This is a genomic window from Nocardiopsis sp. NPDC050513 (genome assembly GCF_044457925.1).
In the GTDB taxonomy this organism is placed as follows: domain Bacteria; phylum Actinomycetota; class Actinomycetes; order Streptosporangiales; family Streptosporangiaceae; genus Nocardiopsis.
The window spans coordinates 350,045-365,604 of sequence record NZ_JBITHK010000002.1 but is presented as its reverse complement, the minus strand read 5'-3'; the positions used below and the strand labels follow the sequence as shown (position 1 = coordinate 365,604).

Sequence of the window (15,560 nt, the reverse complement as noted above, 5' to 3'; positions counted from 1 at the left end):
TGCGTCCGCCAGCGGCGGCGGGCAGCTGCCTCCACCGGTGGCCGTGCCGCTACCACGACTGGTGACTGTGCCTGCTACCACCAGAGGTGACTGTGCCTGCTACCACCAGAGGTGGAAATGGTGCACCGGTCCCTGGCCGCCGCCCGCGTCGATCTCGTCGGCGCGCCGGATCGCCTCGGTCAGGTACGCCTTGGCGTCCGCGACCGCGCTGGCCGTGTCGGGGCGCTGCGGCAGGAGCGCGGCGATCGACGAGGAGAGCGTGCAGCCCGTGCCGTGCGTGTTGCGGGTGGCCACCCGGGGAGCCCGGAACTCGACCGGCTCGGCGTCCCCGGAGACGAGGACGTCGACGCTCTCGTCCCCGGCCAGGTGGCCGCCCTTGAGCAGGACCCGGCGAGGACCCAGCTCCAGCAGGCGTTCGGCCTGGGCGCGCATCGTGGCCAGGTCGGTGGCCTCCGCCTCGCCCAGCAGGTCGGCGGCCTCGGGCAGGTTCGGCGTGATCAGGTCCGCGCGCGGCAGCAGGTGCGCGCGCAGCGCCTTGACCGCGGAGGCCTCCAGCAGCCGGTCACCGCTCTTGGCGACCATCACCGGGTCCACCACCACGTTCGGCAGCCCGTGGCGGGCGATCGCGTCCGCGACCGCCTCGGTGATCTCGGCCGTGGCGAGCATCCCCACCTTGACCGCGTGGATCGCGGCGTCGTCGAACAGCGTGTCCATCTGCCGGACCACGAACTCCACCGGGACCTCGTGGACGCCCGTCACTCCGCGCGTGGACTGCGCGGTCAACGCGGCGATCACGGTCATCCCGAACGTGCCGTGCGCGGAGAAGGCCTTGAGGTCCGCCTGGATGCCGGCGCCGCCGCTGGGGTCGCTTCCGGCGATGGACACGATGTTGTACGCGCTCATGGGCGTCCCTTCGCTAGTACGAACTAGAGCAGGTTCGACGGGTGTGTTCTCAGCCGGGGGAATCCCCCGGCACCCCGCGCCGTCGGGGCGGCGTCGCCCCTGACGTGGATCCGTGTGCTCCGACCCTAGTGGACCGGGGTGGAGTGGTGCTCGTGGGCGGTCCCGATCTGGGCCTTCTTGCGGTTCTCGTAGACGATGGCGGCCACGACGACGAGGAATCCGACCACCATGAGGGCCACCGTCAGCGGGACCTCGGTGGGGGGCAGGATCTCGCGCTCCTCGGTCTGCCACGGCCACAGGGCGCGCAGCGACCCCGCCATGAGGCCGGTCAGGACGACGAGGGTGATGTGGTGGTAGTTCTCCAGGAGGAACTGGAGGAGCTTCACGAACAGGGACAGGCCGGTGATCGCTCCCAGGGCGAAGGCCCCGATGAAGACCAGGTCGAAGTTCTCCAACGCGTCCTTGGTGGGCACGTACAGGCCGACCGTGACCAGGATGAACGAACCCGACACCCCCGGCAGGACGAGGGCGCAGATCGCCACGGCGGCGACGAGGAAGACGACCGCGGGGTGGGCGGGCAGGTTCGCGCCGGGCAGGCCCGTCAGCGCGAAGGCGACGGCCGCGAAGACCAGGGCGACGAGGTAGTGCCAGGCCCGCCACGGCTTGCCGGACCCGGAGTAGGGCACCCACAGGCAGGCGAGCACCAGCCCGAAGAAGACCGCGTAGGCGTACTGCGTGTGCTCCTCGACCAGCGGAGCGATGAGGAGCAGGGCCAGAACGAGGGCGCAGGCCATGCCGATGAGCGCCGGGACCAGCACGCTCCAGTCCACGAGGCGGAACTGCTCCTGGGCGCGTGCTCCGCCGCGGCCGCGCGGGACGTCGGTGACGTAGCGCTTGATGCCGCTGACCAGGTGGCCCGCGCCGCCGATCAGCTTGTCGTAGAGGCCGACGATGAGCGCCACCGTGCCGCCGCTGATCCCGGGCAGGGCCTCCGAGGTGCCCACGGCCCCGCCGCGTACGGCGTTGAAGATGAAGGAGCCTACTGACTTGGCCATATGGGTTGTGGGGCGCGTGCCCGGATGCTCCGGGAGGGGGCGCGCCGTCCTCCGTTCCGATGCTGTCACCGTACCCACCCTCGACCGGGTGGAGGTGGCGTGAAGAGACTGTCCCGCGGGGTCCGGGACCCGACGTGTGCCCGCTCCGACGTGCCGGTCCCCGGGAGGGTTCACCGGTGGTCCGGTACCGGGGACGGGGGGACTCGGGCTGTCCGGGCGTGGTCAGTCTAGCGGCGCGGGTGGCGGTCCGGACCGCCTGGGACACCGCTGAAACCGGGTTTCGGCTGGGCATGACGGCTTTGACTCAGGGGCCGAAACGAGGTGTGCCCGCACGCGGGGTGCGGACGTCCGTACCGGCGGGGCGCTGACCCTCCTGCCGCCCCCGCGGACCGGTCACAGCACCGCGTGTTCGGGAGCGGCACCGGACGCACCGGCGTCCTTCTCCGCTCCGTTCCGCGCGACCGAGGCCGCCCACCGGTAGTCCTGCTTGCCGACCGCGGTCCGCCGCACCTTGTCCACGACGTGGACGCTGCGCGGCACCTTGAATCCGGCCAGCCGCCCCCGGCAGTGCGCGCGCAGCTGGTCGGCGCCCGTCTCGGCGCCGTCGGCGAGCGACACCAGGGCGGTCACCCGCTGGCCGAGCCGCTCGTCCGGGGCGGGCACGACGATCGCGTCCTCGACCAGGGGATGCGCCTTGAGCACCGCCTCGACCTCCTCGGGGTAGACCTTCTCCCCGGCGGTGTTGATCACGACGCTTCCCCTGCCCAGGAGCATCACCGACCCGTCCCGCGCCCGGGTGCCGTAGTCGCCGGACAGCGCCCAGCGCCGACCGTCGGGGCCGACGGGGAAGGTCCGCGCGGTGGCGATGGGGTCGTTGTAGTACCCGAGCGGGATGCGTCCGGTCCGCGCGATGCGCCCGACCCGCCGTGAGCCCGGGCCCAGCGGGCGCAGGGCGTCGTCCAGCACGGCGATGCTGCCGCCCATGGTGAAGCTGCGGCCGTCGCCGGCCCCCTCGGAGTCCTCCTCGGGCGGGGTCGCGGATCCGCACACGCCGGTCTCCGACCCCCCGTAGGCGTCGGCCAGGGCGACGTCCTCGCGCCAGGCCCGCCACAGGGCGCGCACGGACGGGGTGAGCGGGGTGCCCCCGGAGCGCACCGAGGTCAGCTCGGGGCACATCCCCGGTTCGGTGAGCAGGTGCCGGGCGAGGGGGCGGGCCATCGCGTCCCCGACCAGCTGCACCACGTGCACGCCCTCGCGGTGCGCCAGCTCCACCACGCGGTCGGGGCGGAAGCTGCGGTCCGTGGACAGGACCACCCGCTTGCCGCACAGCATCATGCTCAACGCGTTCCACTGTCCGGCGGCGTGCATGAGCGGCCCCAGCACGAGCATCCGCTGGGGGAAGCAGCGCCGGGCGCGCTCCGCGACGTCCTCGGGGGTCCGGGCGCGGGGTTCGCCCGGGGCCCGGCGTTCCAGGGCGGCGCGGAAGATGTCCGCCTGCCGCCACAGCACGCCCTTCGGGTAGCCGGTGGTGCCGCCCGTGTAGAGGAGGTAGCGGTCGTCGCCGGACGTCGCCGGCAGGGCGGCGGCGTCGGCGGACACGGAGGCCAGCGCCCGTTCGTAGTCGGTTCCGTCGAGGTCGGCGTCGCGCACGCCGCCGTCCTCGATCAGGAGCACGTGGCGCAGGCGGGGCAGGTCGGGGCGGACGGCGGTGACCTTCGCGGCCAGGGAGTCCTCCGCGATGAGCGCGACCGCGTGGGAGTCCGACAGCACGTGCCGCAGCTCGCCCGCGACGTACCGGTAGTTCACGTTCACCGGGACCGCGCCCGCGCGCATCACCCCGAGGAAGGACTCCATCCACTCGGCCCGGTTGAACGCCAGGACCGCCACGTGCTCCCCGGGACGCACACCCGTCCGCACCAGGTGCGCGGCCAGCCGCAGGGAGCGGTCGTGCAGGGTCCGGTAGGTGAGGCGACGGGGGCCCGCGACCAGCGCGACGCGGTCGGGGACGGCCTCGGTCACGGCGGTGAGGAGGCGGGGGAGGGAGAAGGGGGCGTCGGGGGACGCTGGGGTGGGCACGCCGGACCTCCCTGGAACGGATCTCGGGCCGACCTCGGCCGGACGTCCGCGCGACGCCCCGGCCGCCGCGGCGGGGTGGTTGATGAGCCGACCGTACCCCGCGGCGAGGGGGTCGATCGCGGTCGGGGCTGTGGAGCGCGTCACCTGGGAACTCGGTCCAGGTCACGTCGCGTGTCGGGGCCCCCGCTCAGTGGGCTCGGCGCACGGCGCGGGCCCGGGTTTCGGGCCTGGCGCCGGAACTGTGATCTGCCTTACCTCTTGTGTGCTCACCGGATGATCTGCTCAACTCTTGGGGACCTCCGCCTCAGGGCTCTACCGGGCCTGATGGTGGGTATCTACTGTCTGACATCGGTCAATGGTGATCGGAGCGGCTAGATGAGCGACACCCGGAACATGGGTCAGCAGGACTCCGCGGGAAACCCCGGCGGACAGGCACTCTCCAGTGAGGAGCACATCGCCCTCGCGCAGGCACGGTCCGCGCACAACTACTCACCCCTGCCCGTCGTGATCGCCGAGGGCCGCGGAGCCTGGGTGACCGACGTGGAGGGACGCCGGTACCTGGACTGTCTGGCCGGGTACTCGGCCATGAACTTCGGTCACCACCACCCCGACCTGCTCGCCGCGGCGCACCGGCAGCTGGACCGGGTGACGCTGACCAGCCGGGCCTTCTACAACGACCAGTTCGGCCCCTGGGTGAGCGCCCTGGCCGACATGGTCGGCAAGGAGAAGGTCCTGCCGATGAACACCGGCGCCGAGGCGGTGGAGACCGGCATCAAGGTCGCCCGCAAGTGGGCCTACGAGGTCAAGGGCGTTCCCGAGAACCAGGCCACCATCGTCGTGGCGGGCGCCAACTTCCACGGGCGCACCACCACCATCATCTCCTTCTCCTCCGACCCCGAGGCGAGGACGGGCTTCGGGCCGTACACCCCGGGCTTCCGGTCGGTGCCGTACGGGGACGCGAAGGCGATCGAGGACGCGGTCGACGAGACCACCGCGGCCGTGCTCATCGAGCCGGTGCAGGGTGAGGCGGGGGTGATCGTGCCCCCGCAGGACTACCTGCCGCGCGTCCGCGAGATCTGCGACCGCAACCGCGTGCTGTTCATCGCCGACGAGGTCCAGGCGGGCCTGGGCCGGACCGGCACCGTCCGGGCGTGCGAGCACAGCGGAGTGGTGCCGGACGCCTACCTGTTCGGCAAGGCGCTGGGCGGCGGGATCCTGCCGGTCTCGGCCATGGTCGCCGACGAGGACGTGCTCGGCGTCATCCAGCCGGGCCAGCACGGCAGCACGTTCGGGGGCAACCCGCTCGCGGGCGCGGTCGGCGGCACCGTCGTCAGGATGCTGACCGAGGGGCCGTACCTGGAGAACGCGCGCAGACTGGGCGAGGTGCTCAGCCGCCGTCTGAAGGAGTTCGTGGGCGACGGCGTGGTCTCGGCGCGCAGCATCGGTCTGTGGGCGGGGATCGACGTCGACCCGGCGCTGGGCACGGGCAAGGAGCTGTGCCAGCGGCTGGCCGAGCACGGCGTCCTGGTCAAGGACACCCACGGCTCCACGGTGCGGATGTCGCCTCCGCTGGTGATCACCGAGGAGGACCTCAACTGGGGTCTGGACCGGTTCGGTGAGGTGCTCGCCGAACTCAGGGCGCGCGCGTGACCGCGCGTCCGCCGGTGTAGGAGGCATCGGCCGGGGGCGACGCCCCGCACCTGGGGCGCCGCCCCCGTCGCCGGACTCCGAGCGCTACTCCTCGACCCGTGCCCCGGCTCCCTCGACGGACTCCCCGTCCTCGGGGGAGGCCGAGGCGTCGGGGCGGTCGAGCGGGCCGCCGAGTTCGGTGGCGAGCAGCTCCTCGTCCACGTTGTCCAGGGTCTCCCGCGCCACGTACAGCGCCCGCTCGGGGCCCTCCTCGATCTGCAGGCGCACGCGTTCGGCGATGGACAGCTGCCCCTGCGCGGTGGGGTGGAAGCTCGCGCGGTCCACACGCATCCCCTCGCCGAGGCGTCCGAGGACGATTCCGTTCAGCCACGCGTCCTCGGCGCTGACCTCGAACCCGTTGAGCGCGGAGAAGACGTTGACGTACTCGGCGCTGCCCACGCCACGGCCGCCGTAGATCCGGCCGTCGACCTCGTAGACGACGTCGCGGATCCGCTCGTTGAACCGCTCGCCGACCGAGTTCAGCCAGGTCTGGTCGTTCGTGGTCAGGGTGTAGTACATGCTCGGCGGCTCCTCGGGGAACAGCCGCGGGTAGCCGAGCACGAGGATCCGGGCGTCCGGGGCGCGGTCGCGGATCTCGGTGAGGATCTCGGTCAGGGTCTCCTCGAACCGGTCCATCCGCCCCGCGATGTCCTCCTCCTGCGCGGTGCACACACCGTTCTCCAGGAGCGGCATCCGCACGATGCAGGTGCGCAGGACGGGGATGAACCCCAGGTCGTTGCCGCCGATGCCGAGGGTGACCAGCGACGTGTGCTCGGTGACCCGTTCGATCTGCGATTCGGGGGTGCCGATCTCGGAGAGCATGTCCGCGCCCTTGTGGCTGCTGCACGCGTAGAAGGCGAGCGCGCCGGCGAAGGAGAACTCCTCCTCGATCACCCGGGGGTAGGCGTGCGCGGAGCGCCAGCAGCCGCCCGGCTCGGCCGTGGCGGGGTCGTAGTCCCCGGCGCCGTCCCCCGAGGAGTAGGAGTCGCCGAGCGCCACGTAGTTGCCCCACAGGGCGGCCTCGACGGGCTCCATCCGGAGCCGCCAGTCGATCTCCTCGTCCTCGGTGATCGGCGGCAGCTCCTCGGTCGGGCACACCCCGCCGGTGGCCTGGCACCACAGGCGGAGCAGACCGTCCCGCCCCGCGGGGACGACCAGGGTGACGACCAAGGCCACGACCAGGACGGCGGCGGTGGCGAGGACGGCCCGAGCGCGGCGCCGGCGCCGGGCGCCGGGCGGCCGTGCCGCGGCGGCGTCGGGTCCGGTGTCCGGCGGATCGGCGTCAGGGGGAGGGCTGGGGTCGGCTTCCGGGGGAACGGGGGTCGACGGGTCGTCATCGGGGGCTGACAAGGCCGCTTCCGCCTCCCATGTCCGGACGGGTTCTGTGCAAGCGCCAGACTACCCGGGGCGGTTCGCCGCGATCACGTCCACGACGTGTCGCACCTGCGCGTCGGTGAGTGTGGCCCGCGCGGTCAGCCGCAGCCGTGACCGGCCGTCCGGCACCGACGGCGGACGGAAGCACCCCACGCGCACGCCCGCCTCCAGGCAGGCGTCGCGCCAGGCCACGGCCTCCTCCGGTGAGGGCGCCAGGACCGACACGACGGCCGCGTCCGGCGTACTGGTCTCCAGCCCCCGCTCACGCAGCCCCGCGGCCAGGCCGAGTGCGCGGGAACGCACCGCCTCGGCGCGGTCGGGCTCGTCGCGCAGCACCCGCAGCGCCGCCAGCGCGGCGCCCACGGAGGCGGGGGCGAGTCCCGTGTCGAAGACGAACGTGCGCGCGGTCTCCACCAGGTGGCGGATCACCCGCCGCGATCCCAGCACCGCACCGCCCTGCGCGCCGAGGGACTTGGACAGCGTCACGGACACCACCACGTCCTCCGCGCCGTCCAGACCGGCGAGGGCGGCGGCGCCACGGCCGCCGGGCCCCACGACGCCGAGCCCGTGCGCGTCGTCCAGCAGCAGAGCGGCGCCGTGTCCGCGGGCCGTGCGGGCCAGAGCGGCGACGTCAGTGAGGTCGCCGTCCACCGAGAACACGGTGTCGCTCAGGATCAGCGCGCGCCCGTGCGCGTCGGCGAGCGCCGTGGCGGCGTGGCCGGGGGAGCCGTGCTCGAACAGCGCGACGCGCGCCCCGGAGGCACGGGCCAGCCGGGTGGCGTCGATCAGGGAGGCGTGGTTGTGGCGGTCGCACACCACCAGGGGAGCGGTGTCGCCGTCGGGGTCGGGGGCGGCCAGCGTGGTGACCATCGCGAGGTTGGCCGCGTACCCGGAGGAGAAGACCAGCGCCGCCTCGGTCCCGTAGAAGCCGGCGAGTTCGCGCTCCAGCTCCCCGTGGAGCTCGGTGTCCCCCGTGACCAGGCGTGACCCCCCGGATCCTGCGCCCCAGAGGTGGGCGGCCTCGGCGGCGGCCCCCACCACCTCGGGGTGCAGCATCAGCCCGAGGTAGTCGTTGCCCGCGAGGTCGAGGAGGTCGTCGCGGAGGGTCCTGGGCACCGTGCGGCGGGTCAGACCGGCCGCGGCCCTGCGCCCCGCCGCGCCGTCCAGCCACGCGAAGGGGTCGCTCCCGCGCTGGGCCCGGCCGGACCGCCTCGGGTCGGTGGCACGCAGGGGCCAGGGGCGCGGGGGGACGGCGACGGCGGCGTTCGCGAGGCGTTCCATACGCGCGGGGGTCCTCCTCTGGTCGAAGCCGACGCCCGGGAACCGGGGCCGGGGACCGGGCGGGCGCACCCGGCGCGGCGTGCCACGCGGGTGGCGGACTGCCCTCGCCTGGGCGGATCGACACCTGGCTGGACCGACCCAGCGGCGGCCAATCCCGCTGGGTCGGCCCGGTCCGTGTGTGCCAGGGAGGCGCCCTTAGACTCTGCCGGTCGCCGGGTGGGCGCGTCACCCGTGAAAGCCCACAAACTTCGGACCGGAATCCTGGTAGGACCACACGGGACCCCGCCGGACGGAGCCGTGAACAATGGGTCCGCGCGACGGTCCGACGCCCACACCCACGTAGGGAGGAAGGGGCCCGCCCCGGCCCCGAGACGCATCCATGACCTCCACCGATCACACGCGGCCCCGGCTCACGGCCCAGCCCGGCCGGGTCAGCGCCCTGGACGGCGCCCACCTGTGGCACCCCTACACGACCGTGCCCGCGGCCGACCGGCCGTACGTGGTCACGGACGCCGAAGGGGTGCGGCTGACGCTGTGGTCGGAGGAGGGCACCCACGAGGTGGTCGACGGGATGTCCTCGTGGTGGTCGGCGATCCACGGGTACCGCCACCCGCGGCTGGACGCCGCCGCGCGCGAGCAGCTGGCGTCGTTCAGCCACGTGATGTTCGGCGGGCTGACGCACGCCCCGGCCGCCGAGCTGGGGGAGGCGCTGGTGCGGATCACCCCCGAGGCGCTGGACCGCGTGTTCCTGGCCGACTCGGGTTCGGTGTCGGTCGAGGTCGCGATGAAGATGTGCCTCCAGTACCACCGTTCGGCCGGGAACCCGCGCCGGCGGCGGTTCCTCACCTGGCGCGGCGGCTACCACGGGGACACCTTCCACGCGATGAGCGCCTGCGACCCCGACGGCGGGATGCACGCCCTGTGGGGGGACGTGCTCCCGGCTCAGGTGTTCGCGCCCGCGCCGCCTGCCGGGTTCGACGCCGAGCCCGATCCCGCGTACGTGGCCGCGTTCGAGGCCCTGGCCCGCGAGCACGCCGACGAGCTCGCCGCGATCATCGTCGAACCCGTGGTCCAGGGCGCGGGCGGGATGCGTTTCCACCACCCCGGATATCTGCGGGAGCTGCGCCGGATCGCCGACGGGCTCGGACTGCTGCTGGTCTTCGACGAGATCGCCACCGGCCTCGGCCGCACGGGCGAGCTGTTCGCGGCCGACCACGCGGGTGTGACGCCCGACGTCATGTGCCTGGGCAAGGCGTTGACCGGGGGCTACATGACGCTCGCCGCGACGCTGTGCACGGCGGGGGTCGCGCGGGGGATCGCGCGGGGCGAGGTCCCGGTGCTCGCGCACGGGCCCACGTTCATGGGCAATCCGCTGGCCTGCGCCACCGCGCTGGCGTCGGTGGAGCTCCTGACCGAAGGGGACTGGAGGGGCGACGTGGCGCGCGTGGAGGCGGGTCTGCGGGAGGGCCTGGCCCCGGCGGCGCGGCTTCCCGGTGTGCGCGAGGTGCGGGTGCTGGGGGCGATCGGAGTGATCGAACTGGACACGCCGGTGCGCGTGCGGGAGGCGACCCGGGCGGCGGTGGCGGCGGGGGTGTGGTTGCGGCCGTTCCGCAACCACGTGTACGCCATGCCGCCCTATGTGAGCACCGCGGACGACGTGGCACGGATCGCCGCCGGGATGGTCGCCGCCGCCGAGGCGTCCCTGGGGGAGCGATGAGCGTCCTGGTGGTGACCGGTACCGGCACCGAGGTCGGCAAGACGGTCGTCACGGCAGCCGTCGCGGCGCTGGCGCGCGACGCGGGGCGGCGCGTGGCCGTGGTCAAGCCCGCGCAGACCGGGGTGGGGCCCGGCGAGCCCGGAGACGCGGACGAGATCGCGCGGCTCGTGCCGGGGGTGACCGCCATGGAGTTGGCGCGCTACCCCGATCCGCTCGCCCCGGCGACCGCGGCCGCGCGGTGCGGCGCGGCACCGCTGGACGCGGGCCGGGTGGTCGACACCGTGAACGCGCTGGACCGCGACCACGACCTGGTCCTGGTGGAGGGCGCGGGCGGGCTGCTGGTGCGGCTCAACACCGGGGGACGGACGCTGGCCGACGTGGCGATGGACCTGCCCGCCCCGGTGCTCGTGGTGGCCCGTCCCGACCTCGGCACGCTCAACGCGACGGCGCTGACGGCCGAGGCCCTGCGCGCGCGGGGGCTGGCCCCGGCCGGGGTGGTCGTGGGCGCGTGGCCGGACCGCCCGGACCTCGCCATGCGGTGCAACCTGACCGATCTGCCGACGATGGGGGCGGGCGACCTGGTGGGCGTCCTGCCCGAGGGGAGCGGCCGGCTGACCGCGCCGGAGTTCGCGGCCGTGGCCCGCCGGAGCCTGGCGCAGTCCCTGGGCGGCACGTGGGACGCGGACGCGGAGGCGGCCCGGTGGTCCGCGGGCGCACCGGCCGGAGTGTAGGAAAAGGGATGGCCGGTCGGCCCGGTCGCGTCTACCGTCGGCCGCATGGCTGACGAGTGCTTCGGACATCCGCGGCTCGCCGCGATCTACGACCCCCTCGACCCCGACCGCCGTGACCTCGACGCCTACGTCCGGTTGGCGGAGGAGTCCGGAGCGCGTCGGGTCCTCGACATCGGCTGCGGGACGGGCGTCCTCGCGCTCCTGCTGGCCGCTCGCGGCGTGGACGTCGTCGCCGTCGATCCGGCCCGGGCGTCCGTCGACGTCGCCCGCGCCAAACCGGGCGCCGGACGGGTGCGGTGGGTCCACGGCGACGTGTCGGCGCTGCCCCCGCTGGCGGTCGACCTCGTGACGATGACCGCGAACGTCGCCCAGGCCGTCGTCGACCCGGGGGCGTGGCGGTCCACCCTGGACGGGGCCCGCGACGCGCTGGCTCCCGGCGGGCGGCTGGTGTTCGAGACCCGCGATCCGGCGGCGCGCGCCTGGGAGGGGTGGAACCGCGACGCCACGCACCGGGTGACGACGATCCCCGGGGTCGGCGCCGTCGAGACCTGGGTCGAGCTGGTCGACCTCCGACCGCCCCTGGTGAGCTTCCGGTGGACCTACGTGTTCGCCGCGGACGGGGAGGTACTGACGTCGGACTCCACGCTGCGGTTCCGGGAGCGGCGGGAGGTCGAGGCGGACCTGGCCTCCTGCGGCTTCGTCGTGGAGGACGTCCGTGACGCGCCCGACCGGCCGGGGAGGGAGTTCGTGTTCCTCGCCCGGCGCCCGGAGACGCCGCGGGACTGAGCGGGGACGGCTCCGGGTCCGCGGGGTGACGGACGACCAAGCGGATGGATGGGCTACAGGTCGTCGTAGACCTGCCCACGCGGCCCTGCCTTCAGTACCAGGACGAGGAGTATCCCGTCCTGGACCTCGTACCGGATACGGTACGCGCCGACGCGGATACGGTACAAGTTCAGCTTGCCCGGCTTGAGCTTGACGCATCCGTCCGGGCGAGGGTCATCGGCGAGCGCCTCGATCGCGGCTCGTACGCGCTCGCGGATCGGGCGGTCAAGCTTCTTGATCTGCTTGATGGCCTCGTTGTCGATCTCGACCCGGTATCGGCTCACCACTCCACCTCGGACAGCGGCGTGGTCTGCCGCACTCCGGCCCGGATCTCGTCGGCGATCCGGGCCGCTTCGGCGTCGTCCCGTTCCTCGATCAGTTCTTCGTAGTGCTTGACCCACGCGGCGGGGACGAGTACGTATCCGTCCAGGTTTCGGCCGACTCCGGGGCCGTCCTCGGGCGGCTCGACGGGCTGTGCGGTCATCTCTTCCCCCAGCATGGTGAGTGCTACGCGTCTATTCCGGCCTGTGCTCTGATCATAGATGCGCGACGGCGGCCTGGGAGGGCTTTCACCGCGCGTTCGGACGCGGCGGTCAGGCTGGGACGGGCACCGGGGAGCTCAGAGTGAAGGCCCGCGCACCGGGGCCGTGCTCCCGCAGGTGGGCGGCGCGCCGCTCGGCCTCGTCGACGGTCACCCCCGCGGCGCCCTCCGGCGACCACCACAGCGTCCGTTCCGCTGTCGGGAACTCCCCGGTCGTCGCGCGGAAGGAGAGCAGGTCCGGGTGCGCGGCGTGCACGAAGGACCGCAGGTCGGTCGGGGACCGCCAGAGCGCCACCGCCCTGCGGCGCCCGTCCGAGCGGTCGACGCGGACCTCGCCCAGGTAGCCCGGACTGCCCTGGGCGCGGTCCCGCAGGGCCGCGACGAGCGTGTCCAGGGCCAGGTCGTCACCTGACGGAGTGCCCAGCAGGAGGCTCTCCACCAGGACCGGGCCTTCGGGGACGCGGGTCACGCGGACGTCGGACACCCGGGTGTGCTGGTGCGGGACCGTGTGCGGGATGACGGACGGCATCGGGACTCCCCACATGAATGGACTGGTGGTAAAGGGTCCATTTTGGCTCTGGTGGCCTGGTGGACTGTGATGCCAGTATCGAGGGTGGGATGGGTGTCCGATAGATCCAATGGAGCGGAAAATGGACTCTTCTCGTCAGGTGGACATGCTCGTGGACCGGCTCGGCGCCTGGGCCTCGGAATCCGGTCCGCTCTACCAGCGGCTCGCGGGAGCGCTGCGCGGCCTCGTCACCGAGGGCACGCTCGTCGCGGGGGAGCGGCTGCCCTCCGAACGGGCGCTCGCCACGGCCCTGCGGATCAGCCGCACCACGGTCGTGTCGGCCTACGACGCCCTGCGCTCCGAGGGCATCCTGGACAGCAGGCAGGGCAGCGGCACCAGGGTCAGCGCCAGCGTCGGCCCCGTGCGCTCGGACGGGTGGGCGTCCGGCACGGTCGCCAACCCGATGTACCAGAACCTCCTGCGCGACACCTCGCGCGTCATCTCCGTCGCCTGCCTGCGTACTCCAGCATTGGAGGTCGTGGAGGAGGCCGTCCGCGAGGTCGTCGACCGCGACCTGCCCGCGCTCATGGCCGAGGACACCTACCACCCCCGCGGGCTTCCCGTGCTGCGCCGCGCCCTCGCCGACCGCTACACCGACCAGGGGCTGCCGACCACACCGGACCAGATCGTCGTCACCACCGGGGCCCACCAGGCCGTCTCCCTCGTCGCCCAGCTCTACCTGCGCGAGGGCTCGCCGGTGGTCGCCGAGGACCCCGGCTTCGCGGGCTGCCTCGACCTCATGCGCGACCGGGGTGCCCACTTCCTGCCCGTCCGCATCGACGACCAGGGCATCGACCCGATGCGCGTGCGGCGCGCGATCACCGAGCACTCCCCGCACCTGATCTACGTCATGCCCTCGTACCACAACCCCACCGGAACGCTCACGTCCGCGGTCCGCCGCCGTGAGCTCGGGGAGATGGCCGCCCGGTACGGCGTCCCCCTCCTGGAGGACAGCGCCTACACCGGGATCCGCGCCGAGGGCGAGCCGCCGCCGATCGCCGCCTTCGCGCCGCGCGGGGCCGAGATCATCACCGTCGACTCGCTCAGCAAGGTCGGGTGGGCGGGGCTCCGGCTCGGCTGGCTGCGGGCGCCCACCGAGATCGCCATGCGGCTCAGCCGCCGCAAGGTCCTCGCGGACCTCGGCAGTCCCCTCCTGGAGCAGGCCGTCGCCGTGCGCCTGCTTCCCCACTACGACCGCCTCGCGGCGGAGCGCTCCGCCCAGCTGACCCGGGCGCTGGACCGCATGGAGAAGCTGCTGCGCGCGTCCATGCCCGCGTGGGAGTGGCGTCGTCCCGCCGGGGGAGCCGCTCTGTGGGTGCGGCTGCCCGGCGTCAACGCCCGCGAGTTCGCCCAGGTCGCGCTCTGCCACGACGTGGAGCTGGTCCCCGGGCCGATGATGTCCTCCAGCGAGGACGACCGCTTCTCCGAGTACTTCCGCCTGCCCTTCGCCTACGACGAGGCCACCAGCGAGGAGCTGGTCTGGCGGCTCAGCCGGGCCTGGCGCGAGCTGGACCGCCACGGGCCGGTCGTGGACGACCCGGTCCGCCTCGTGGTCTGACCGGAAGCGCGGCCGGGGCCCGGCCCCCGGCCCGGAACGGAGCGAGGGCGGCACCCCCGGTCGGGATGGTGCCGCCCCCCGCTGTGCCCGCGGCGCCCGCCGTCTCCGGCCGGGCACGGCGTGCGGTCCCGCAACGGACCTAGAAGGAGACCTCGCGGGCCTTGGCGAAGCGCTGCTGGACGTCGGCCCAGTTGACGACGTTCCAGAAGGCCTTCACGTAGTCCGCCTTCACGTTCTTGTACTGGAGGTAGAAGGCGTGCTCCCACATGTCCAGCATCAGCAGCGGGGTGGTGCTGTGCGGGATGTTGGCCTGCTGGTCGTACAGCTGCTCGATGATGAGGCGCTGGCCCAGCGGCTCGTAGGCGAGGATCGCCCAGCCCGAGCCCTGGATGCTGTTGGCCGCGGCGCCGAAGTGGGCGCGGAAGGCGTCGAAGGAGCCGAACTGGTCGTCGATCGCGGCGCCCAGCTCGCCCTCGGGCTTGTCGCCGCCGGCGGCGGACAGGTTCTGCCAGAAGATCGAGTGGTTGACGTGCCCGCCGAGGTGGAAGGCGAGGTTCTTCTCCAGCATGGGGATGGTGCCGAAGTTGCCGGACTCCCGGGCCTCCGCCATCTGCTCCAGCGCGGTGTTCGCACCGGCCACGTAGGCGGCGTGGTGCTTGGAGTGGTGGAGCTCCATGATCTGGCCCGAGATCCACGGCTCCAGGGCCGCGTAGTCGTAGGAGAGTTCGGGCAGGGTGTATGGCGCAGACATCTCTGACGCACCTTTCCAAAGACGCGATTCGTCGTGTTCACCAGCGATGGGATCGCTAGGCAGCAAGCTACCAGCCAGGGCGCCGGGGGCCCGATGTCGCTCTGTCTACACACCGGGGCGGGAATAAACCGGGTCCTGGCCGGGGGATGCGGGCGGCCGGCCGTCACTGACCGTGGGTGTTCGGTCGCCGGGGCGTGAGGCGGTGGCTGGTGCCCCGGGCGCGTGGCCGCCGATAGCCCGGTACCCCGAGGGCGTGTGGTCGAATCATCACATCTTGGGTTGATTTATCACGTGCGCCCGTGGTCATCTCCGTCCCAGTCGGCGTGCGGCCCTCCGCGAAAACGGGACCCAGGGTTGGCTCCGCGTTCTCCCGCCATTCACCGGAGCGGTGTCACGGAGAGCGACAATGCCACGTCGAAACCGCCTTCCCGAACCCGCCGTGTGCCCCGTTCGGTTGACATCTCCCACTTGTCTCCAAGGGTCCTCTCACC

14 protein-coding genes and 1 riboswitch are annotated in these 15,560 nt (G+C 73.2%); of the genes, 5 read left to right on the top strand and 9 right to left on the bottom strand.

Going from position 1 to position 15,560, the window contains the following annotated elements:
• Positions 1-99 precede the first annotated feature (99 nt).
• From thiD to ACIBFB_RS04240, 3 genes are all read right to left on the bottom strand, one after another.
• Positions 100-903 carry a bifunctional hydroxymethylpyrimidine kinase/phosphomethylpyrimidine kinase gene (gene thiD, locus ACIBFB_RS04250; protein ID WP_397226026.1) on the bottom strand — a complete coding sequence of 268 codons (804 nt, stop codon included), beginning with the start codon at positions 901-903 and terminating at the stop codon, positions 100-102.
• Positions 892-990: riboswitch (TPP riboswitch) on the bottom strand. It overlaps the preceding gene by 12 nt.
• 38 nt (positions 991-1,028) lie before the next feature.
• The gene (locus ACIBFB_RS04245; RefSeq protein ID WP_397226024.1) at positions 1,029-1,958 is read right to left on the bottom strand and encodes a DUF368 domain-containing protein; all 930 of its coding nucleotides are present in this window, start codon (positions 1,956-1,958) and stop codon (positions 1,029-1,031) included.
• A gap of 393 nt (positions 1,959-2,351) precedes the next feature.
• The gene (locus ACIBFB_RS04240; protein ID WP_397226022.1) at positions 2,352-4,034 is read right to left on the bottom strand and encodes an acyl-CoA synthetase; all 1,683 of its coding nucleotides are present in this window, start codon (positions 4,032-4,034) and stop codon (positions 2,352-2,354) included.
• A gap of 375 nt (positions 4,035-4,409) precedes the next feature.
• Between ACIBFB_RS04240 and rocD the strand changes: the two genes are divergently transcribed.
• Positions 4,410-5,684 (top strand): ornithine--oxo-acid transaminase, encoded by a 1,275-nt coding sequence (gene rocD, locus ACIBFB_RS04235; protein ID WP_397226020.1) that lies wholly within the window; start codon positions 4,410-4,412, stop codon positions 5,682-5,684.
• An 84-nt stretch (positions 5,685-5,768) separates the two neighbouring features.
• Here rocD and ACIBFB_RS04230 read toward each other — a convergent pair whose 3' ends face one another.
• Both ACIBFB_RS04230 and ACIBFB_RS04225 read right to left on the bottom strand, forming a co-directional pair.
• Positions 5,769-7,073 carry an SGNH/GDSL hydrolase family protein gene (locus tag ACIBFB_RS04230; protein WP_397226018.1) on the bottom strand — a complete coding sequence of 435 codons (1,305 nt, stop codon included), beginning with the start codon at positions 7,071-7,073 and terminating at the stop codon, positions 5,769-5,771.
• A 48-nt stretch (positions 7,074-7,121) separates the two neighbouring features.
• On the bottom strand, positions 7,122-8,378 hold the full coding sequence (locus ACIBFB_RS04225) for an 8-amino-7-oxononanoate synthase (RefSeq protein ID WP_397226016.1): 1,257 nt from the start codon (positions 8,376-8,378) through the stop codon (positions 7,122-7,124).
• Positions 8,379-8,757: 379 nt separating this feature from the next.
• Between ACIBFB_RS04225 and ACIBFB_RS04220 the strand changes: the two genes are divergently transcribed.
• The 3 genes from ACIBFB_RS04220 to ACIBFB_RS04210 are packed head-to-tail and all read left to right on the top strand — an operon-like array spanning position 8,758 to position 11,612.
• Complete coding sequence (locus ACIBFB_RS04220; protein ID WP_397226014.1) at positions 8,758-10,095, top strand: adenosylmethionine--8-amino-7-oxononanoate transaminase; 1,338 nt, start codon at positions 8,758-8,760, stop codon at positions 10,093-10,095.
• Positions 10,092-10,826 carry a dethiobiotin synthase gene (gene bioD, locus ACIBFB_RS04215; RefSeq protein ID WP_397226012.1) on the top strand — a complete coding sequence of 245 codons (735 nt, stop codon included), beginning with the start codon at positions 10,092-10,094 and terminating at the stop codon, positions 10,824-10,826. Before ACIBFB_RS04220 ends, bioD begins: the two co-directional genes overlap by 4 nt.
• Positions 10,827-10,871: 45 nt before the next feature.
• On the top strand, positions 10,872-11,612 hold the full coding sequence (locus ACIBFB_RS04210) for a class I SAM-dependent methyltransferase (RefSeq protein ID WP_397226010.1): 741 nt from the start codon (positions 10,872-10,874) through the stop codon (positions 11,610-11,612).
• Positions 11,613-11,665: 53 nt separating this feature from the next.
• On the opposite strand, the gene ACIBFB_RS04205 is transcribed toward ACIBFB_RS04210, so the two are convergent.
• From ACIBFB_RS04205 to ACIBFB_RS04195, 3 genes are all read right to left on the bottom strand, one after another.
• Complete coding sequence (locus ACIBFB_RS04205) at positions 11,666-11,935, bottom strand: type II toxin-antitoxin system RelE/ParE family toxin (RefSeq protein ID WP_397226008.1); 270 nt, start codon at positions 11,933-11,935, stop codon at positions 11,666-11,668.
• On the bottom strand, positions 11,932-12,135 hold the full coding sequence (locus tag ACIBFB_RS04200) for a hypothetical protein (RefSeq protein WP_075926026.1): 204 nt from the start codon (positions 12,133-12,135) through the stop codon (positions 11,932-11,934). Before ACIBFB_RS04200 ends, ACIBFB_RS04205 begins: the two co-directional genes overlap by 4 nt.
• Before the next feature lie 109 nt (positions 12,136-12,244).
• Positions 12,245-12,721 (bottom strand): DUF3291 domain-containing protein, encoded by a 477-nt coding sequence (locus ACIBFB_RS04195; RefSeq protein WP_397226005.1) that lies wholly within the window; start codon positions 12,719-12,721, stop codon positions 12,245-12,247.
• A gap of 121 nt (positions 12,722-12,842) precedes the next feature.
• On the opposite strand from ACIBFB_RS04195, the gene ACIBFB_RS04190 reads away from it, so the two are divergent.
• Positions 12,843-14,318, top strand: a complete 1,476-nt coding sequence (locus ACIBFB_RS04190; protein WP_397226003.1) for a PLP-dependent aminotransferase family protein — start codon at positions 12,843-12,845, stop codon at positions 14,316-14,318.
• 139 nt (positions 14,319-14,457) lie between these two features.
• On the opposite strand, the gene ACIBFB_RS04185 is transcribed toward ACIBFB_RS04190, so the two are convergent.
• Positions 14,458-15,069: a superoxide dismutase gene (locus ACIBFB_RS04185; RefSeq protein WP_397226001.1), complete on the bottom strand. Its 612-nt coding sequence runs from the start codon at positions 15,067-15,069 to the stop codon at positions 14,458-14,460.
• Between the last annotated feature and the right edge of the window lie 491 nt (positions 15,070-15,560).